The 20,463-nt window shown below is 36.8% G+C and carries 22 protein-coding genes and 1 pseudogene; 7 read left to right on the forward strand and 16 right to left on the reverse strand.

Features of this window, described 5'->3' with window-relative positions:
* Window positions 1-72: 72 nt before the first annotated feature.
* Window positions 73-1,089, forward strand: a complete 1,017-nt coding sequence (locus MKX62_RS23090; RefSeq protein ID WP_067210925.1) for a DUF2268 domain-containing protein — start codon at window positions 73-75, stop codon at window positions 1,087-1,089.
* A 157-nt stretch (window positions 1,090-1,246) separates the two neighbouring features.
* Here the strand turns inward: MKX62_RS23090 and MKX62_RS23095 are convergent, their stop codons facing one another.
* Window positions 1,247-2,269: an IS1595-like element ISSpps1 family transposase gene (locus MKX62_RS23095; protein WP_067210926.1), complete on the reverse strand. Its 1,023-nt coding sequence runs from the start codon at window positions 2,267-2,269 to the stop codon at window positions 1,247-1,249.
* 109 nt (window positions 2,270-2,378) lie between these two features.
* Here MKX62_RS23095 and MKX62_RS23100 point away from each other — a divergent pair, with 109 nt between their 5' ends.
* The 3 genes from MKX62_RS23100 (at window position 2,379) to MKX62_RS23110 (ending at window position 4,995) form a co-directional block, all read left to right on the forward strand.
* The gene (locus MKX62_RS23100) at window positions 2,379-2,699 is read left to right on the forward strand and encodes a TetR/AcrR family transcriptional regulator (protein WP_340742449.1); all 321 of its coding nucleotides are present in this window, start codon (window positions 2,379-2,381) and stop codon (window positions 2,697-2,699) included.
* 453 nt (window positions 2,700-3,152) lie between these two features.
* Window positions 3,153-4,112: a hypothetical protein gene (locus MKX62_RS23105; RefSeq protein WP_340742450.1), complete on the forward strand. Its 960-nt coding sequence runs from the start codon at window positions 3,153-3,155 to the stop codon at window positions 4,110-4,112.
* A gap of 184 nt (window positions 4,113-4,296) precedes the next feature.
* The gene (locus tag MKX62_RS23110) at window positions 4,297-4,995 is read left to right on the forward strand and encodes an ankyrin repeat domain-containing protein (protein WP_340742451.1); all 699 of its coding nucleotides are present in this window, start codon (window positions 4,297-4,299) and stop codon (window positions 4,993-4,995) included.
* Between the two features lie 897 nt (window positions 4,996-5,892).
* Here MKX62_RS23110 and MKX62_RS24530 read toward each other — a convergent pair.
* Window positions 5,893-6,428: pseudogene (locus MKX62_RS24530) on the reverse strand (DUF1572 family protein).
* Window positions 6,429-6,615: 187 nt separating this feature from the next.
* Complete coding sequence (locus tag MKX62_RS23125; protein WP_340742454.1) at window positions 6,616-6,987, reverse strand: nuclear transport factor 2 family protein; 372 nt, start codon at window positions 6,985-6,987, stop codon at window positions 6,616-6,618.
* 393 nt (window positions 6,988-7,380) lie between these two features.
* On the opposite strand from MKX62_RS23125, the gene MKX62_RS23130 reads away from it, so the two are divergent.
* The gene (locus MKX62_RS23130; protein WP_340742455.1) at window positions 7,381-7,962 is read left to right on the forward strand and encodes a protein-L-isoaspartate(D-aspartate) O-methyltransferase; all 582 of its coding nucleotides are present in this window, start codon (window positions 7,381-7,383) and stop codon (window positions 7,960-7,962) included.
* Between the two features lie 178 nt (window positions 7,963-8,140).
* Here the strand turns inward: MKX62_RS23130 and MKX62_RS23135 are convergent, their stop codons facing one another.
* Both MKX62_RS23135 and MKX62_RS23140 read right to left on the reverse strand, forming a co-directional pair.
* Window positions 8,141-8,599 (reverse strand): SRPBCC family protein, encoded by a 459-nt coding sequence (locus MKX62_RS23135; protein WP_338655965.1) that lies wholly within the window; start codon window positions 8,597-8,599, stop codon window positions 8,141-8,143.
* Between the two features lie 318 nt (window positions 8,600-8,917).
* Window positions 8,918-9,808, reverse strand: coding sequence for an NERD domain-containing protein (locus tag MKX62_RS23140; RefSeq protein WP_340742456.1), 891 nt, complete (start codon window positions 9,806-9,808; stop codon window positions 8,918-8,920).
* Between the two features lie 476 nt (window positions 9,809-10,284).
* Here MKX62_RS23140 and MKX62_RS23145 point away from each other — a divergent pair, with 476 nt between their 5' ends.
* Window positions 10,285-11,073, forward strand: coding sequence for a helix-turn-helix domain-containing protein (locus MKX62_RS23145; protein WP_340742457.1), 789 nt, complete (start codon window positions 10,285-10,287; stop codon window positions 11,071-11,073).
* A 65-nt stretch (window positions 11,074-11,138) separates the two neighbouring features.
* Here MKX62_RS23145 and MKX62_RS23150 read toward each other — a convergent pair whose 3' ends face one another.
* The 8 genes from MKX62_RS23150 to MKX62_RS23185 all read right to left on the reverse strand — a co-directional run bounded on the left by MKX62_RS23150 (window position 11,139) and on the right by MKX62_RS23185 (window position 18,116).
* A complete protein-coding gene (locus MKX62_RS23150) occupies window positions 11,139-11,411 on the reverse strand; it encodes a hypothetical protein (RefSeq protein WP_340742458.1) in 273 nt (90 codons plus the stop codon).
* Between the two features lies 1 nt (window position 11,412).
* Window positions 11,413-12,258, reverse strand: a complete 846-nt coding sequence (locus MKX62_RS23155) for a hypothetical protein (protein ID WP_340742459.1) — start codon at window positions 12,256-12,258, stop codon at window positions 11,413-11,415.
* Complete coding sequence (locus tag MKX62_RS23160) at window positions 12,248-13,918, reverse strand: hypothetical protein (RefSeq protein ID WP_340742460.1); 1,671 nt, start codon at window positions 13,916-13,918, stop codon at window positions 12,248-12,250. Before MKX62_RS23160 ends, MKX62_RS23155 begins: the two co-directional genes overlap by 11 nt.
* A 51-nt stretch (window positions 13,919-13,969) precedes the next feature.
* Window positions 13,970-14,191, reverse strand: a complete 222-nt coding sequence (locus tag MKX62_RS23165) for a hypothetical protein (RefSeq protein WP_340742461.1) — start codon at window positions 14,189-14,191, stop codon at window positions 13,970-13,972.
* 129 nt (window positions 14,192-14,320) lie between these two features.
* Entirely contained in the window at window positions 14,321-14,566 is a 246-nt protein-coding gene (locus MKX62_RS23170) for a hypothetical protein (protein ID WP_340742462.1), read from the reverse strand.
* A 120-nt stretch (window positions 14,567-14,686) separates the two neighbouring features.
* A complete protein-coding gene (locus MKX62_RS23175; protein ID WP_340742463.1) occupies window positions 14,687-14,869 on the reverse strand; it encodes a hypothetical protein in 183 nt (60 codons plus the stop codon).
* 530 nt (window positions 14,870-15,399) lie between these two features.
* Entirely contained in the window at window positions 15,400-17,172 is a 1,773-nt protein-coding gene (locus tag MKX62_RS23180; protein WP_340742464.1) for a DUF7017 domain-containing protein, read from the reverse strand.
* 11 nt (window positions 17,173-17,183) lie between these two features.
* A complete protein-coding gene (locus MKX62_RS23185) occupies window positions 17,184-18,116 on the reverse strand; it encodes a hypothetical protein (protein WP_340742465.1) in 933 nt (310 codons plus the stop codon).
* A 46-nt stretch (window positions 18,117-18,162) separates the two neighbouring features.
* On the opposite strand from MKX62_RS23185, the gene MKX62_RS23190 reads away from it, so the two are divergent.
* Window positions 18,163-18,291, forward strand: coding sequence for a hypothetical protein (locus MKX62_RS23190; RefSeq protein ID WP_340742466.1), 129 nt, complete (start codon window positions 18,163-18,165; stop codon window positions 18,289-18,291).
* Window positions 18,292-18,797: 506 nt separating this feature from the next.
* Here the strand turns inward: MKX62_RS23190 and MKX62_RS23195 are convergent.
* The 3 genes from MKX62_RS23195 to MKX62_RS23205 form a co-directional block, all read right to left on the reverse strand.
* A complete protein-coding gene (locus MKX62_RS23195) occupies window positions 18,798-19,250 on the reverse strand; it encodes a hypothetical protein (protein WP_340742467.1) in 453 nt (150 codons plus the stop codon).
* A gap of 53 nt (window positions 19,251-19,303) precedes the next feature.
* A complete protein-coding gene (locus MKX62_RS23200; RefSeq protein WP_340742468.1) occupies window positions 19,304-19,990 on the reverse strand; it encodes a restriction endonuclease in 687 nt (228 codons plus the stop codon).
* A 220-nt stretch (window positions 19,991-20,210) separates the two neighbouring features.
* On the reverse strand, window positions 20,211-20,417 hold the full coding sequence (locus MKX62_RS23205) for a hypothetical protein (protein ID WP_340742469.1): 207 nt from the start codon (window positions 20,415-20,417) through the stop codon (window positions 20,211-20,213).
* Window positions 20,418-20,463: the final 46 nt, after the last annotated feature.

Here is a 20,463-nt window from a genome sequence, read left to right on the forward strand (position 1 = left end):
AGAGTTTCATGTATATAAATAAAAAAACCTTCCTTTTCTACATCTATCTAAAAAAGGACATGGGGGATTAGAATGAGACGTTTGATAAACTTTTCAATTTTGTTGTTAATGGTTATTTTTATATCTGGTTGTACAGAAGTTAAAGAACAAAACAAAGGAATACAAGAAGAGGAACATGAGAAAGTGGATGATGACAATACTCCTATTGAAACCACTTACTATTTTTCATATAAAGGACAGGAATTTAAGATTATATCATTTTTTGATGAAGTGTTGGAATACGCAAGAATAATTAGTGAGAAACCTGAACTTGATAAAAATGCTATCTATACAGAGCATGTTTTGGAACCATTTAAAGATAAATCCTCTCTTCATTATTTACAGTTAGGAGTAACAAAGAATGACCCTCTTAGACCAACTTCTCAAGTAGAACAACTGAAAAAAAATACAAATGAGCTACTTAAAAAACAAGAACAAATCAATCAATGGATTGAAGAAGCAATATTGGAATCAGCTGAGCTATTATCATCGGGTTCAAATACATCAATTTATCTATTTCCAGTTAATCCTGAAAACGGGTGGACGACGTATAGTCTGAATGGAGTGGGAGGCTTTGCTTATTTTGGTGATAACGTTTTACTAATGATTGACCCTACTGCATCAAAAGAAGTTATTAAATATGCCATGGCTCACGAATATCACCATACCGTCAATATGACTTTAAACGGCGAACAAAGTGTAAATAGCGTATTAGATTCAATAATTACAGAAGGGAAAGCAGATTCTTTTGCTACTACTCTCTATCCTGAGATAAGTCCTCCGTGGATACAAACTCTACCAGAGGATGTAGCAGCTAGGGTTTTAGATGAATTACGTATAAATGGTAATTCTACTGATTATAAAATTTACAATCGGTTTGTTTATGGTTACCCAGCTAAAGATATTCCACTATGGTCGAATTACAAAATAGGTTATCAAATCAATGAAAGCTTCATTGAAAATAACCCAGATAGTTCAATATTGGAATGGACAAAAACGAATGCAGAGGAAATAGTCAGTAAAAGTAAATATAAAGATAAAATATTTTAATAAAAATCCGAAGCCAAATCATTGATATGATAATTTTTACTATATGGATTAACAATCCTGATTCAACTGTCGAGGCTTTAGCAAAAAAACAGACACCAAAATACCGAGAGTTTGGATATATTTTTCAGGCTCTTTTTTATGTGCTTTATCATTCCATTTAGAATGCAAAGTTTCTCAGTCTCAACTTATCTGCGGTTTCCCAAGTTCCATGAACACTTGCCAAGATAAGCATTTGCTTTTTCTTGCTCAAATCACTTTCCATTTTTCTATTGTCGAGGAATTGAAACCACACTAAATACAGTTGTAAATACTTTGTAGAAACACCATTGAAGCGACTTATCCATTTCTTTAAACGGGAATGGTAATTATTAATATTATTGAGGTGGTATATGCCCTTCTTTACATATTCTTTCTTACTAGCGTTTATGATGATGTGTTCCACATCGTTAGTAGATGTGTAAGATTTGTAAGAATTGTGAGCATCGGAAATAAGCACCGTATCATTCTTAAAATGCGATGTAAGGGCGTTATCAATTTGTTCCATTAGAATTCTACCTGAACCGACTCGTTTTGAAAGGGTTGTTTTGTTTCGGTCTCTAGCTACTAATACACAGACTTGTTCATTAGAAATACCTCTTTTGGTAGCAGAACCGCCACGTTTTCTTGGTTTGCGATTCGGAATAACTCTTCGTCCTTTATAACTTTCTAAGAAGTATGTTTCATCTACCTCTACTATTCCTTCAAATATACCGATACTTTCTTTTGCAAGAGCAGACAACACTTTATGCCTCCAGTAAAAAGCAGTTACATGAGTGATGCCAATTTGAGAAGCTGTTTCACGAAGTGATTGACCATTCAACATACATTCAATAAATGGAATCCATTTGTGTGCCTTTTTCGAACGATACATAGGGGAATTGGTTAAATCACAACTTAATTTATGACAGTCTTTGCACTTATAACGTTGGCGACCGTCTCGCTTCCCGTAACGAACCACTGATGTACTTCCACAATGCCGGCAATGAAAACCGTGTGAAAACTTCCTTTCTCTCAATTCACCAATTAAAGCACCTTGTTGTGAGGATGAGGGCGAGAAATGACGAGTTAGATAATGTAAAATGTATTCTTTGTCCTTATCATTTAGAGAAGAAATATTACTTATTATGTTTGTTAAAGTCATTTAAATTGCCCCTTTTGTAAGATATACAGTCAGGATATTACAAAAGAGGACAATTTATTCAAAATCAACCACTAACTTTAACATAGCCTATAAAAAAGGAATAATTTAAATGACTTTTAAAGAAGGTTCTCGTCCCATACGTACACAGGAAATGCTTAAGGAAGCCCTACTAACACTTTTACAAGAAGGTCACTTACTACACCAAATTTCTATCCAAAAATTAACAAAGAGAGCGAATTTGAACCGGACCACCTTTTATTTACACTATCAAAATATCAATGAGTTGAAGGAACATTTGGTAAGTGATATTTTACAAGTGCTAACTGACAAAATAGAAAACTTAACTTCCATTTTTGATAGGAATCGAAAAGAGCACTTGATACAGCTATTGGATTATCTTCTTGATCAAAGAAGTTACATACTTGCTTGAGTACAGTTTGAACAAGTTGAAAAACATTTACTTTTGTTGATGAAAGATTTAATAGTAACCCGCAGAAATCAATCTAAAATTAGTGGAAGAAAAATCATTGTAGATACAGATATTAAAGCTGCCTCTATTATTGGTGTCATTATATGGTGGTTAAAAGATGGCCTATACCTGGATTCAGCGTATATCGCAGAGCAAATTAATCCCATGAATCAATCTTAATTTTATTATCTATTAAAAATATGAAATGCCAAAACATTGATTGCACAACGTTTTGGCATTGATTTAGATTCTTGATAGCAACTTGCCATGGTACCTGTGTCAGTTATAAAGACCAACAATTAACACACCCGAATAAACAAACAAATGCATTTTATGGTAAAATTACTATAAATATAAATACTCTATAATCACTTCTTACACAATAGATCAGCATTACGTAAGGGGGAAAAGTAAATGGAACCATACTTGATATTTGTAGGAGTTTTTCTTGTATTTGTATGTCCAAACCTTTTTTTGATAATGAAGGGTCAACCATACTCCTATTCAAAGAAATTGACTGCTCCGCCATGGGCAGACAAAGAGACCAAACAACTTTTCAGACAATTCAATCGCGCCTGGTCAAGGAAGATAGAGAAAACTGTAAATGTGCGTGTAAAGAATAGAAATCGTACGCTAACAGATGCCGAACTGCGAGAACAGTGGTATGAACTCAAGAAATTTCTTTTGTTAGCAGGTATCTCAAAAAGACTTCCGATGTTTTCCAAAAAGGTAGACGATATTTGGCACTTCTTTTTAGAAGAAGAGCAGCTGTATAATCAATTCTGTTTAGATTTCATTGGTGAACAGATTGAACATCAGCCTCATGAAAAACCAACACTTCTTCCAAATGAACGCGCTTGGTTCGACGTGTTATATCTTTCTTTTTTCAACGTTACTTCTCGCTCGCATCTATGGGGGAAATTCGGGCAAAAAAAGAAAGAACACGCAAAATGGATAGAGCGTATAGTGAATGATCCAAAAGACATAATTGAGTCGTTTGGGCGTCACTCATCCGATGCCGCCTCGACACATACATTGGCTACCTTTCTCAATTTCGCACGACAACAAGTGATGAAGTCAAATGGAAAGCGTGTTAAACGAAAAGACGGCTATTGGTATGGTGCCTCACTATTCGCCTTTTATGAGTATGAAACAATTCAAGTGAAGAAGAAAAAAGTGACCGGTGCTTTCGCAGACGGATCACCAGGCTTTGCAACCGACTTCGATTATAAAGAAGAATGGAACGAGATTGTCACCAATGTGAATTCGTTTGAAGTGGGAACAGACGCCGGAGCTATGCCAAGTGCTCCTTCGGATGGAGGGAGCTCTGACTCCGGGAGTAGTTGTAGCTCGTGTAGTGGGTGTTCTTCGTAAGAATAAGTAAGTGGAGGGCATCTGTGCTTGACACAAAGACAAATAATTAACACACGTGAATGACCATACAATAAAACCAGACATTCGCCAATTTGTCCGATCTTCATTCTATTATTATGTAATTGTAGCGAATGATCTGAGTAGCTCCACGTGCAGGTAATTGAAATTAAAAAAAGAGCACTTTATGAAGAAGTGGTTGATTATGCTGGCTGGAAGTATTCTTATTTTACAAGGTTGCGTTACAGGTGGGAAAGGTATACCTACCGAACAGAAAAGGGAGGAAAATACATTGAACCTAGAATTACTTAATGCGGTTGAACTTAAAGATACAAATAGCGTAAGTAGACTGATTACTAAAGGGGCAAATATAAACGTAAAGGATGAAAACGGTCGTACTGCCACTATGTTAGCTACGTATAATAATGACGTCGTCACGGCAAAAACCTTAATTAAAGCCGGTGCAGACGTCAATATCCAAGATGACATGAAAAACAATCCTTTCTTGTATGCTGGCGCTGAGGGGTACTTGGACATTCTAAAGTTAACAATCGAGGCCTGTGCTGACCCCACTATTACCAACCGATATGGAGGAACTGCTCTCATCCCTGCCTCCGAACATGGATATCTCGATGTTATCAAGGAACTTCTTACTTCGACTGATATTGATGTTAATCATGTAAATAATCTCGGTTGGACAGCCTTAATGGAAGCAATCATTTTAAATAATGGAAACCAAGTACAACAGGAAACTGTACAATTACTTATAGATAACGGAGCAGATGTAACTATTCCTGATAAAAATAATGTCACCCCTCTACAACATGCACGAAAAAAAGGGTTTAAAGAGATTGAGCAAATATTAGTAGATAGTGGTGCTATGTAACAGTATTTTTTTATTTACTCATTAATGTTTATCGCAAAACTATTATTAACGATATAATTTCATCACCACAATTTACTTAATATAACAAACACCGCTAGGATAACTCTAGCGGTGTTTGTTGTTTTTAGCTCAATATACAGGTACCACCACTGGGCTAAAATTCATTTTATAACAGGGTCCATCGGTTCCTTCCCTGTTAAAACAGAAATGTAGATTAGGTAGTCGATTACGTAGGCCACGCCAGATTCTCCAATCTTCCATACTAACAGATACTGGCTTCCCTTCGCTAAACCTATTATCTGGATGTAGATGATCTTGTTCATATTTAAAGTTTTTATTTGTCCAGTCAAGATTCAAGTAGTAATGAACCTCTCCAACAACCCTACAACCTTTTTCCATGTTAAGTACATCTTCAATTTCACCATCTGTGACTCTCAAATTATTTATCTGGTCGAGCATTACAATAGTAATTTCATAAACAAAGTTATTGATGTTACTCTTTATCTGTTGCAGCTTATTTGTAGTGCCAGAACATTATCAATTGCTTTTTCTCTTGTAGTTTCATCTTAGAATCTTTCATTCAAGGATGTTTTTCATCTCAAATTGGGTTGGACTCAATCTTCCAATCTTTTCACTAAACCTACAAACTTCATCTGTAAGTAATTACTCTAAAAAGTGGGTATGTACAGTTCTGGGTTGTTTCTTTCAACTGTAAGAGTCACAATCTTATACACCATTTACCCCTCCGACATTATTTTCACACTACAAAGAATACAATCACACTATTCCATTAATTATAAATACTCATAAACTATTTGTATTTACTCACAGCAATAACATGAGAAAAACACCCTGCATTTCTGTAAGGCATCATATCTCAGTAGTCCGCCTATACTTTCATTTCCCCTTCAGCATCCTTGCCAAGTACGCGTCAGATTCGCCCTTCGGAATGCTTAGACTCTTCCACTGCTCTCCTTTAATCTGTTTTCCAATGAACATGACTTGTCCAATATGGATAGCATAATGCGCCATTTGCCGCTCAATCGCATCTATGACGGAATGTGCCTGCCCGCGAATATGAATATTCTTTTCCAAGTCTTGCTCATGCAAGCTTTCCAGCGCATCAAAAAAAACGCACCAGCCATGTTCCCAATGATCCATCAGCTGCGCCTTTAACAATCGTTTCGTTTCGTTTCGAATTCCCCATCACGATTACGGTCCGGCTTTTCACCGTCCGTCGTCAGAAAATCCGTCCACCTCGAAACCATATTTCCACTTAAATGCAGAATAAGAATCGCGATGCTGTTTGAATCGTCGTTTGACGTCCAATGAAAATCATCCTCATTCAACTGGTCGAATGTTTTTTCACCTTGCCCCTTTAACCCGATGAACCGCTCTCGAACAACTCGTAAATATTCTGTTCCAATCGACATATGGTGTTCCCCCTCTAGTTCCAAAAATCAGTTCGCTGATGTATTCGATGATAACGTGTGAGAATATTTTCACCATTGCTTAAGGCTGAATAGCCAGAAACGCATAAATTCAAAAAGCACCTACGCCAACAAGTACAGGTTCAATATCGAGAGGCGGTTTCCGGCTGGATGTTGAATAACGAGGCCATCAAAACAACCCATTCTCGTTTGGTGAATCTTCCGGCACCGGTTGGCCAACATCCCACATTTCAACAATTTTGCCTTCATGAAAACTGAAAATATGGACAACCGCTGCCCCTAGGTCCTCCACCTTCTGTTTGATGTGGGAATAAACCATCACGTTTTCTCCCTCTTCAATCGTCTGCTTCACTTCGAGCGTTTTGTTTGGGCTGATACCGTCATTCTCTTCCATCGCTTGCTTAAGCGAATCCGCATCCCCCGGGAAATATGGATTATGATGGCGGAAATCTGGGCTTACGTATTTTTTATAGGCTTCGTCAATCTTTCCAGAGACGATAAGATGTAGAAAGTCCACTGCTTGGTCTTTATGTGGTTTCATGATTTTAACATCCTTTCCTGATATCACTTCTTGATCAGCATATTATTGGTATTCTATAAAATAGCCAAATATCCTTTTCCAATTGTTTTGAAGTATGCATGCAATCCACTTAATATGCGGTCAGTCGCTTTAGAAACATCATAAAAGTTTATACATTCACGATAGCTTCTTGCACAACGTACCTAAAATCATGTAAATGATGGGTGCGTTTCTTCCCATTTTCCTAGTTTAATTCCAGAACCATAAAGTTGCCCATAATCCATCGAAATGTACATATTTCACCTCGATCTATGTATTTATAGGTACCGCCCGCTTACCGTTGTTTACATATACTCATTATCGGTAATGATTAATGTGCAATGTTAGTTACTATTAAACGAGGGAGCATGGACAATGACCAATCAAAACCAAGACATAATTACCTATTTTCAAAAACTGGACCGTAGCTTTTTCATGGATGTGCACAAGGAATTCGCCTATATGGACGAAGCAATTCCGATTGGGCATGAACAAACCATTTCCCAGCCTTCCCTCGTACTAGAAATGACATTGGCCCTCGATTTGCAGCCTTATTCAAAAGTGCTGGAAATCGGAACGGGTTCCGGCTTCCAGACCGCCCTACTCGCCGCCTTCTCGAACTCCGTTTATTCAATCGAACGAATTGCTGCCTTGCATGAACGGGCAAAAGCAAGATTAGAAATGGCCGGTTTCTCCAACATCCATTTCAAGCTGGATGACGGTAGCACCGGTTGGGAAGAACACGCACCTTACAACCGGATTATGGTGACCGCCGCTGCTACCCAGGTGCCACGCGAACTCATAGACCAACTAGCTATCGGAGGGAAAATGATCATCCCAGTAGGAACACCCCTCCTACAGGAACTCTTGCTCTTGGAAAAAGATGAAGATGGAGAAATCCATACCACAGTGTTGGATGAAGTGAGGTTTGTCCCATTGAAAGGAAAGTATGAATAGGTGACAGCACTTATTCCGTATCGGTTAAAAAATATAACGCAAAAGAAGTACCTATGCAAGACAAAAAGACAAACAATTCAAATGTTAAAGTAAAAATAATAAAAGTAAAGAAAAATCGCATAGGTATTGAATTGAATTGAGTTGTATTTACTGAATCGATACCTAAAATTAATATCTATTAGTATTTCGTCGCTTCAGCAATCCTTTTTACCTTTCGGGCATGACGGGCAATAAAATGGCTCATATACTTTTCCAAAAACAAATGATTAGCTACTTTTCCTAAAATGCCAAAAGGGGATTTATATGAGAAAGTATCTATCATGCTCGTTTCTGTGCCCCTTTCAATGAATTCATGTGTATGTGTAAAAGAATGAAAGGCTCCACGAACCATGGAATCGGTGAATCTGTATGGCTTCACCATTTCAATGACTTGAGACGTTAATTTCTGTTTCATCCCTAAATGGGTCGTCTCCCAAGTAACGAAATCGCCACGCTCCATCAATCCAAACGTAATTCCTTCAATAGCTATTTGTTTCGTCAGCAACGTTTTCCCCGCATGAACTTCAACAGTTCTTGCAAGATCGAAACAAACTAGGATGGGAGCGTGGATTGAAATTTCATGTCTGATGATTGGCATGATGTCACCCTTTTCTGGTCTACCAATATTGTGACGGTTCCTATGCGCAGTGTATTTATAACAATTCAATAGGAAGCCCGTCGATGATAGCTAGTATCGGATTTCAGGTTACATTTTATGCAATTAACCAGGTGTGCCAGCGTCTATTACAAATTTTCAAAAACCCCAGCATCCATTTCTGAATACCAGGGCCTAAATCATTCATATGTAGTTCTAAACATCCATCCCCCAGCCATTAAAAGAGGTACACTGTGTCAAAAAAAGACGAACAATTCACACATTCGATTAATTATACTAAAATCAAACACTCCGCCGATGCTAATCCAGATTCACACTCTCCGTATTCCGGCAATCAGGATAATTACTGCAACCGTAAAATTTTCCGAATCTACCTGTCTTTAAGGTCAACTGGCCATTACACTTCGGACAAGCAGTATATAATAGTGAGGCATCAGTCTTGGATATCTTTTTCGCATGGCTCGTATGTGAACGCGCCGTCTGCTTGGCATCTTTTGCTTTTCGAATCGATTGCATGTGCTCAGCCTTGAATAGTTTCCTGTCATTTTTATATAGAGCCAAAAGTTCCGCGAGCTTTTCATTGATCCCCTTCACGGTATCCTCACTAATATGCTGCTCCTTGTACTGGCTGATTGTCGTTAGAAGATCAGGGAACTGTATGACATGTGCTGAGGTGAAACCCTTATTGAATTTAAAAGTAGAGTTAGATGAAAATGCGATGATGGAACAGACATCCTGCATTCCTTCTTGTCCTATGTAGGTAAGTAAAGCTTGAACATGGCCATAATTTTGCCGGATTGGATTGTACATTTTTGTTTTCCGTTTATAAATGACTTGTGTCCAATAGGGTTTAAATTCATCACCAAAAATCCAACCGCTGTAATGTTTTGTTTCGATGACAAACACGCCATACACGGAGGTCACAATATGATCTACTTGCGTCAGTCCCCGCTCACCATTCGGAATATAAACATCATGGAAGACAGTGTATGCATCCCCTAATTTCCGAAGCTTGGTCTTTACAACCCACTCCCCATAATTCCCTTTAATAACCGGCATTTTCCACTGCAGGATAATCCACAAAATCACGAATAGGACGACAACCGGAAATGCAGTTGATGTAATAAGCATCTTGAGTGTAATCAAAATGCCCTCATAAAATCCCGATATCATACTATTTTCTGCATTCATAATATCCCCCCAAGTTCATCACTCAGTTGTCGCACACACGTCAACGTGCCCACTTTTCCGACTATTACAACAATACCATATAATATGAAAATAGTTCCATAAAAATAAGTACCTGTGTCAGCCATAGGAATACACAAGCCGAATCACTTCGTCCCCTTTCCGGGTACGTTCTTCAGAAGTAATCTCAGCGTCCATGCCCTTTGGAATATGGGACGATACAGTCTTTAATTTGTCCATCCCACAGACGTCGCTCCCCTATTTTATTGTTAGGTGCACGAAACTTTCATGTTTATTTCGACAATCGGATTTTTTTCATAGAGAAAAAACCGGAATTGCTTTTGAATTGTGTGGTGCACAGACAGCCATCATAAAAGCAATAGTCGTTTTCTCGAATTGCCGAATTAAAAACTTTTTTCACAAAAATGTCCCCTTTCCCCCACTTTTCTTCTATATAAAGAATAAAGGGGATATTCTTTATGACAACTTACCTTTCGGAATACGCACACTTCACAAACAAACACGATTTAGACGCAGCAACAAGGCAACACGTACTCACGAACTGGAACGACATGAATCCCACCGAGCGGGCTGTTCTTGATATGATCCGCCGCTACTCCGTTAAATACGGCGCTGCCCACTTGAAACACGAAACAATCGAAAAGGCCATCAAGAAATCCAACGCAACCGTTCGACGCGCCATCCGCAAATTAGAAAAGCTCGAAATCATCGAACGCATTCACTATATCCGCCCTGTTATGAGCGGTCTAGGAGCTAACATTTACGTCATTAAACCTACTAATGACCAGTCGAAATTGAACACCCCGAAGGATGACGAAAAACCTTCTAGCAGTAAGGTTGAACCCGCTAATCTACAAACCGAAGCTTCTCTTTCTAAAGCGATAAAACCTAAAGACCTTAAAAGAACGTCTCCTTCGGAAATTGTGCCTACTACACTTTTCGGTAAAATGAAATCTCTTCTTTCTTCAACAATCGGAGAAAGTAAATTAGCACGTAATTTTTACGGCGTCTATCGGAAACAGTCCCTACAAATGCTGAAATTCAGTATTCACGAAGACAAAGGAGAACTGTTCGAGCAATTAGCCATGCATGCCCTTCGTATTGCGGTTCAAACAACCAAACAGAAAAAAGTCCGGAATCTGCCCGGTTATTATTCAGGTGTTTTGCGCGAACTCATCGGCAAGGCTTTATTCAGCGAGGCTTTCATGGATTATGATGTAGCCGTTGAGGGGTTTTTCTATCGATGAAATGATCGTGCGGGTTATTGTAAGGTGCCGAAACTTTCATGTTCATTTCAGCAAACATGAAGGTTTCATGGATAGAACGACTCAGAATTGTGTTTGAATTGTGTGGTGCACAGGCAGCCATCACTAATTTTCACATTTTCTCGATCACTCATTGAATAGTCTATGTCTAAATTCATTTTCGGTACTTCAAAAGATATGTTAGACGTTAATACTTTTCCTTGTTCTTTAAAATAATCATCAAACCATGCATCATCTGCATTATAATAATGGGATTGATACGCAGTATAATTCGTTCGTAAATCGGCAAGTGTTTCTTCCGAAATATACTTCAGTTTCATATTAATCATCCACCCTATTCAATTTTTCAATTTCTTCGAAGCTGGATTTCAGTGGTTTTCGTAAAACCAACTGAGCTGCCTGTAACGCAGATAATCGATCTGTTCCAACATCAGCAAGCCGGTAATTGTTCTTTTCAAATATTTTCTCTAACACTTGGTACCAAACGTACTCCTCAAGATCTTCTCCGCCTTCTTGAATTCTTGAAAATACATAAACGAGACTTGGAACAATTACCATCGATAAAATGGTATGTTTAATACGTGAATTCGCATTACTCGCATACTGGTTATATTCAAATTGTGGTAAAGAAATTGTAATCGTATTCGAATGGAGTTCTACATCCATGTACTCACCTTTGAGTGACTTGCGTACAGTGACGATTGATGGTAAATCCATGAGTTCCATATTGTCTTCAAATAATTGAATTTCAATGGCCTCACCGATTGCGATTAAATTTCCTTTTTCAAACGTAAGTACTGTATCCAAATACCATTCGTTCAAGCAATCATTCTCATAGTTTTCAACTTTCTCTTTTGCAATGATAAACGAATAGATTTCAATTTTCCCTCTCAGTAAATTCGATGGAATTGAAATTTCATGACTTTCAGTTATGATTTCATAGGCTTTCCTAAAACTTGTCTGTGGACACTCAATTCGAAGCAAATAACTAAACGAGCCTTCTTCAATATATCTCTTTATCACATCATTTTTTAATTGGAATTCTGTACAAATCTCTACCTGTCCAAACGATTCATTTAAAACATATTGGGTTGTGAATGTTGATTCTACATAGTCGTCATTCTCAATATATAAAACTGGATAAGGATACGATGTATTAATTTTCATACAAATCTACCGCCAATACACAATAATCATCATAGTCAATTTCCACATTCAAAATGAGTTGCTTTTTTCTATTAGTAGTCTGAAAAGTAACTATATTAGATGTGTAGTTTTTAATTTCAATATCAGATGAGGTTGCAGCTTTTATCGGAATATCGAAATCACTTTGTTCACCGTGTACCCTAAAGGCTAGCTCACCTTTGGAAATAGCCATCTCAGGGAAAATGATAAATTTATATTTCCCTTTCTTTTTATCTAGACAAATATATTTTTGCGTTACAACGATTGCTTTTTTCTTCTTCACTGATTCTGGTTTAGCATCTTTATTACCATCGCCATTTTTATCCATATCTTTCACTCCGTCAGAATCCGTAAGACCTGCTCCGGCATCACCGCCGCCTTCCCCATGTTGCCCCTCACCATTTCCGCCTGTTTCGCCTTCAGTTATGCCAAAATCTCCAGCCAGTTGTTTCTCTATATCAGCCACTTCCTCTCCCTTACGCGTCGACTTTTTAGCGACCTTCTTTTTCAGTGTTTTTTTCTTCGTGACCAGTGATTTGACCCTTGCATTTAATGATTCTCTTTCTTCGTTTCCTTCATCGTCCATCAAGTTGGTATTCGGTAAGAAGTCACTTAAGCCAACTGCATCCATTTCATCTGTCACAGTCTCTTGAAAAAGGTCTTTCACCGTATCACGAATAAATTCTCGCAAATCAGCATAAACTTCGTTTGCCAATTTCGGGTCTTTTTCGTATCGATTTGGTGTCCATTCAGTATGCGCGGGATTTTCCATATCCTTAAAAATCACGTTCATATTGTTCCCAGTAATTCTGAGTAAACCTGAAAACGAAATGCTTCCGCTAATATTTTTCTGTTCAAACAAGCGCATCCCTGTTTTTCTTGTCATTAAGACTCTGCGGTTCAAGTCATCACCTTTTAGTAAAAGTAACTCTGCTTCCCCTTCTTCAAAAGAAATCCTACCTTTATAGTTTTTCGCAGGATACTTCAAACGAACGACTTGATCAGATGTTAATAAACTGAAATATTTTTTTAAGATTCGATTTTTTTCAAAGTTATTATTCAGGTCTTCTATTAACTGTCCAATATTCTGATTATTTATTTCAAATCCATTAATATTTACAATTAGTTCATTGTTGAATACTGGGATAAAGAAGTTGTGTAGTACAGACTCTTTCATTTCTTTTTCCCATTCTTCTTGCGGGTAAAAAGCCGAAACATACACATCTGTTCCAGTTTCTTTTCTATTAAAACTGTCATCTAAGAAAAGCTCTCCAGAAATCGCCTGGGAGTCTAGATTTCTGGTGTAATATCCATTTCCTAACGTCGTTTTCTTGTCTGGCGTTATGTATGACATAATATTGGATACACCAATATATGACTGATAACCTGCTTCATCAAACGAGGCATAGAATAGTGTACGTAATTTAGAATTCAAAAATGGTGCAGACTTTCCAATACCGAAACTTCCACCCGAGCTATCTCCTTTATTCGACGACCCCGACTCTTTTACTAAAGAACTCCAAGGCGTACCGATTCCCCCTTCTTTAGCTCCTTCTAATCCCTTCGTATTGAAATCACTAATTCGTAAGAAATCAAGCTTTGGTTGGTTCAGTAACTTTAACCCAAACTGGATGAATTCCACACTTTTCTCATTTCTCCCTTCCCAAGTTTCTTGACATTGATCAAATGAATTCTATAATTGATTCAACCCAGGGAACTTTTCTGACTGTATTGTAAAGTCTTTAAATTCAACAATGACTGGCTGTTCCTGATTTTTCACAGTATCTAATGAGTTTTGACAAATCTCCCTTGTTAACGAATCGATTTCATTTCCTCTAAATGTTTCCAATCCAGCATTATTAATAGAGTTAATATTCCCTCCGGATACTGCGGGAAAGTTCCAAAACGTTTGCATCTCCTAGCCTCCTAATATATTCATCAAAGATTTTTTTATTATTGAACCGTATACTTTCAGCACACTAGCTTACGATACTAATTTCCCATAAAGTAAGAATTTACATAGCAAAATATTTTCATACCTTATTCAGCCGAGCATAGCTTGTTTCCCCTTCAACTGCTCAAACACCTTATCCACAGTCCCAACGCCAACATTCTCATACTTCGCCAAAATCACTAGCTCTTTCGGTAACTGCCCAACCATTTCAATTTGGTCTTCGTTTAATTGTCTAAGAAGGCTTCGGCTGTGAATGGAATTTGGTACAGTTCTTCTGTGCGCACAGCGGCCATTGGTTTCTTCTTCGTTAACTCTATAGAAAGCTTCGTAATACATACCAGACACCCCATGGGCTAGTTTCAAATACACAAAACTATTTCCAAAGACAACTTTATCAACTTTGGGGTCGCCAACGGTTCTTCTCTCTATTCATTACTATTCATGTCTGTCACGCAATCAAAAAGGGACTTCCTGCTTTTCTTTTAACACATAACGCATAAGCGCTAGCTGGAGTTCTGACTCCGTGCCTTGCTTCAAATCCCACTTCTCGTTTCCATCTTGAATTGTCATGCCAACTAGTACATCACCCAATAACCATTCAAAGCCAGCATTAGCAAGCTCTTCCGAATATCTTCCCATTTCCTTAAAAGTGGAGAGTTTGCCGCTATTCTTTAAATACATAGCCTTTATGGCCGATTTATAGTAGTCGGTTAAAGTAATCGCCCTACATAACTCTTGTCTTTTCTCTAAAGAGAGAGGTACCTGTGTCAAACACAAAGACGAACAATTTACAATTTCGTGTAATTATACAAAAAATAATGAAAAATCGGATAGGTAGAGATTTACTATATATTATTATAGAATTGTGTTGTATTTACTGAATAGTTCCGCGCACAGGTACTTAAAATTTCAAACCATCGCTGTATTCACAAACTTTGCTGCATCAATCGCTACAATACAATATTTTCCGCCTTATCTTCTCGCATTTAACAATTCCAATGACTCCCGTTCCTCCACTGAATATGATTAAATGATAGTGTAACCATTGTTTTCAGCTCCTCCTTTTTGGTGGGGATTGTATATTGGAAGTTCTGTGATTGGTACTTTTTCTATACCCAGAAAAAAATGTTTTTTTCATTTTAGTACTATCTAATTACATGATAGGTACCTTACACTTTAGAAACCGATTGAATCGTTTCGACTGCCCAGCTCCATGTGTTTTTCTTTTTATTAAAACTTCTTTTTTCCGTATATTCTATATAATCAACATCAGTAAGTTGATGTTTCTCAACGAGCGAAGTAGAAATAAAGACATCATTTACAAAAGCAAAAGTATTTCTATCTAGCTTTTGAAGTATTCCGTTATTTGAGCGTCTAAAATTGCTCACAAACGTTGGATCACCAATCTTTGCCTCGTAAACCCGATATAGATTTCCAGGCATCGAATCTTCATCCATTATCAATTTATAGGTTCCATTCAGTTGCCAATCAATATTCTCATCAATCGAATCCATATAAAAATAACCTTCTCTAATCATTTTACTACTATTTAAAAACAAAAAGTTAATAACCCCTTTTTCTTCATTCATATACGTGACGAAAATATCTGTTTCAGGGATTGTTTTATACAATATTTTTTCAGCTTCTTTAGCGTATATGTTTAAATTCCTCCTATCTTTTATCGATTGTGCATTTACATACCATGCTTCATTTCTCCAATTAATTAACTGAGTTGAAATTGGCCAACCCTTTTTATTCCTAATTTCAATGCAAGCATCCAATTCAAACTTGGCATTTGAAAATAATTCTCTTTTCAGTAAACTTGGTATGCTTTTCTCCTGCAAATTAACAAGCGCTTCTGGCATTGCCTTACATAATAAACCTTTACATCGATATGCAAATTTTTCTTCAGCTGGCACGATCTCGCTCAATAAATCCCAAATCCAAAATTCTCTACTTTTCTTTCGAACGAAAACGCTTAATTCTTCTAACGCTTCTTTATTTTGATTAGTTTTTATAAGGAGTTTTATCTTATAATACGGCAACCACTCATATGTAGGATTTTTTGAAATCTCTTTCACTAAAACCGAAAGACAATACCTAATATCCTCCTCATATACTTTCTCTGCATTGTTTAATTTTTTTGCATGGAAATTAAGAACACGCTCTGCGAAAGGCCTTTGTTCAATTCGCTCATCTTCATTATTCGTAAAACTCGATGGCGCATAATCGAATGAAGTAAACCAATTAAAACCAAAGAAATGTATCATTATAAAATAGTTCTCGGTATTTAACAACCTTAAAAAATCATTAAACAATAAACGTGCGGGATCTGCTTGATTTCCAACAGTTCGAAACTTTGCAAAAATATTTCTTTTCTCTCCGCATAACTGCATAAAATGCTCAAACACTCTATTTGCATACATCTCATTTACTAATGCTACTCTTCGAATAGACCATAAATAAGAATTTTTCAACATATTCACAAACTTATCATTTGAATTGAAATCAATCGTTGCCTGTTGATTAAAAAGCGATAAATTATTACAATACAAATCGATATCTTTTTCAGTACTTTTCAAGAAAGAATACATGACCCAACCAAAACTACTAATAGCGTCTTTATCATGTGGGTTGTTTTGAAGGTAAGGCCCAATAAGATTATAAGCCTCTGATAGCTTCCCTTCTTTTCTCAATTTACTCGCTTCTCTCGTTGGGTCCGGTGCGAACCTCCCACCATTTTGTTGGATTTTTTGTAAGATTTCATTCACTTGATTTATAATATCTTCTATTTCCAGCTCATCCTTTTGATCTTCGAGTTCTTCAGTAAAAGTCTTCAAATCAATGCGATTCCAAACATAATTTTCAAGCAATTTATACTTCACAAAATACGTTTGACAAATTTCAAACAAGTCACTTCTTAACTCTTTTTCTGTATACAATTGCATCACCTTTACCCTATGTTATATATTTTTTTGATTCTCTCAACAACTTCATTAAACAATGATAATTTCCCTTCGGAATACTTAAAATTTGAAACTAGCCCCTTATTATTTTGCCAAACTTGCACCCTTACTTTGTCCTCACGCTTCGAAAACTGAAGAACTGCTTCCCATTCAGTGAACGATATCAAACTCATGTCAATCTCTTGTTGACAAAGCAGTTCCCTGAGCTCTACAAACAACCCTTTCCGTTCACCGACCTCACCAGGAATACGATTCAATTCAGTTCTTAAAACGTCAGAAATCTGTTGAAATTCTTCGTTATTTCCCTTTTGTAAACTAGGGAACTTGACTTCTCCACGTTTATTATAATAAAAAAGCAATTGGATATCTTCGCCATTACTATTCACTGTTACCATTTCTGAATACTGTTTAGAAACGACGTTCACAATTTTACCGCCTACATCTGCTAATTTATCTGAAAGAAACTTTGTAATTTCTTCTCCGGATTGCTTTGTCCCATTTGACAGCGTCATCATTTTATCTTTGTTTTCCGAAATACTTTCAACCCAATTTCCGGTGTGCCCTTCAACTTCAGCTGCGGTAAAAATTGTTTTTAGAAACGGTGAAATCGGATGCCAGTTTACTAACGCCACTTGACTGTCACCTATTGAAATCCCAGTATAAAGCCATTTGTAGTAACTTGCATTCGTTATTCCGACATTTTCTCCACGCAACGTATTAAAGTAAACACGATCAAAAACATAGGCCATCGCTTTATTAACGGTCATACACCAAGCGTATTTTATTCTTGCGGCGTTTAACAATTGGAAATATTGACTGTCCGCATGTTTCAGCTTTTCAATGATACGTTGACGATAACCTCGTTCATACGGTGTCAATCTTCGCTGGTCATTTTTATCCCGGTAAATTACTTCTCCCATATCATTATGCTTTTTTATATAATTTCCTCTATAGGGGTGTGTGCCTGTGCACGAAACTTTCATGTTTGTTTCAACAATCAGATTTGCTTTACGGAAGGAACAAATCAGAATTGCGCTTGAATTGCGTGGTGCACAGGCAGCCAACATACAAAAAGAAAAATCCCCTCAACCATAAAGGTAAAGGGGATTTTTTCGATAATATAAACGAAAATGTCCACTTTTCGTTTATATATGATATCGGCTCTAAGTAAGCATACGTGTTTTCACGACAATTATCAAGTATATATTAGTGGGGTGTGCACGAAACTTTCATGTTTGTTTCATGAAATAAATCCGAATTGTGTTTGAATTGCGCGGTGCACAGGCAACCATCACCCAGGCTTCAACATTCCGGATAGATATGCAGCTTATTTCCACAAACTCTAGTTTTGAAAATAAGCTTTGGACTTTTCCCCTTTCATAAAAGGCAATAAAAATAACACGTTTCACTCATTGGTTGATAAGCGTAAAATAACGCCCACCCGTTTGTGATGGGCGTTATTTTACGCTTACATGGGTTGAATGAAACGTGTTTTGTAAAATTAAACAACTAATAAATGTATCATCTAAGAAGACAACAAAAATGTTTTAAAACCTTATCCCTACGAAACAATTTCCTCCAATAACGTAAAAGCTAATGTATTAAAAATCATCATCAATACCTTCTAAAACCTGCCCAGCATGCCACATATTACGATCGAACTCTGTATATACATAAGGTTTTCCTTGTATTCTTGGAACGACCTTAACGGAAATGCTAGCTCGTTCTCTAATTTTTTTTGCAAACTCTTTTGCTTTGGCCACTAACTCAGGCTCAATTTTCTTCCCCTGATCGATAAGTTGTTTCTTTACTACTTCTATGTCTTCACTATTTTTAATGCGGTTTAAATCAAATTCTCCTATGAAATATGATTCTTTAATAGAACTAAACTCACCTAGCATAATTGAATCTAGTAAACATCCGACACCAGTATCTTCATCATTAAAGTCTATTATAATACATGGTATAAAGCCAGAAGACGCATAGTTAATAGAAATAATGCCGGATTCTACGCCAATTAATTTTATTTCTGTAAACAATTCCTGTCTAATCATAATCTTCATCCCTCCAAAACTATCACAACATCACTTAAATAAAAATTGCCTAGTCATAAAATATACCCACTTCCTTTAATTAACGCAATTAAGCCATTTCGATCAATCAACTTCACTCCTACTTTACTAGCAAGTTTGATGGCATTTGATGTATATGTCGATGTTGATATAACCCATGCTTCTGTACAGTCATAAAATAATTTACCGGTTATAACTTCTTGAATTGCGGTATTGCCTACTTTATAAGATTCCTTATACCTTTTGCATTGAACAGCAATTTTACGCTCTCCATTATATATAATCAGGTCTACGCCTTGATCGCCAGAAGCCTTTGTCATTATTGCTTTATAACCCTTCTCTTTAAAGATATCACATAATAACTTTTCGAACTGTAGACCTGTTAATCTATCAATGTACTCTATGTCCACCTCTACTTTGCTAATTTCAGCTTTTTTGTGCGCTACCGCAAAGCCAACTGCTTGACGAATAGACAAGCTAAAATATTGTATGCCCTTTTTCTCGAATTCCTCCTTCAAAACTTTTATATCGGCACTAGTAACAATAAACCCATTTATTTTTTTATGATCAATAGTGTCTACGAACTTTTTAATAGTTTCTGTTTGTGAAAGCGTTAATGAACGAAATAACTCTAAAATTAAAAACACTAATAACGGTAATAATGAAGTAATTACCCATACTCCCTGTGTAAATGACCCTATTGTTGATATTAAGTCAGCCATATGCTCATTCCTTTTGTTATCCTTTCTAAAATTGGCCCGATTATTGAATTTGATATTACTATTAATTTAATACACAATATTATTTTAATTGTCACTCAATATTCAGTTATTGTCAATTATCGTCATTATCAGAAGATGCTCCTAATACGATTCTAACATCACCCCGCCGTAACCTTTTCTTCTCTTCTTTGCGTTTTTCAAAATAGATTTTGTTTGGTTGTTACACAATTCGCTGATTGCCACGTTTCTTCTTGTATGAAATTTCTGCCCGGATAAAGACAACGTTCAAATAAACAGTGACTATCACGAGCATCACCAATGTCAATTTCATCATTGTAGTTTGAGATAGGAACATTTCCATCTTCCATGAAGAATAGACAAGACTCGAAAGCAGCATGACCCCGAATAAATTGATCGAGAACCCCATCAGCTTGTCTAACCTCTTATTTTTATTCGGTTGAATTAGTGGTGTG

Source organism: Sporosarcina sp. FSL K6-5500 (assembly GCF_038005665.1).
Lineage (GTDB): Bacteria > Bacillota > Bacilli > Bacillales_A > Planococcaceae > Sporosarcina > Sporosarcina psychrophila.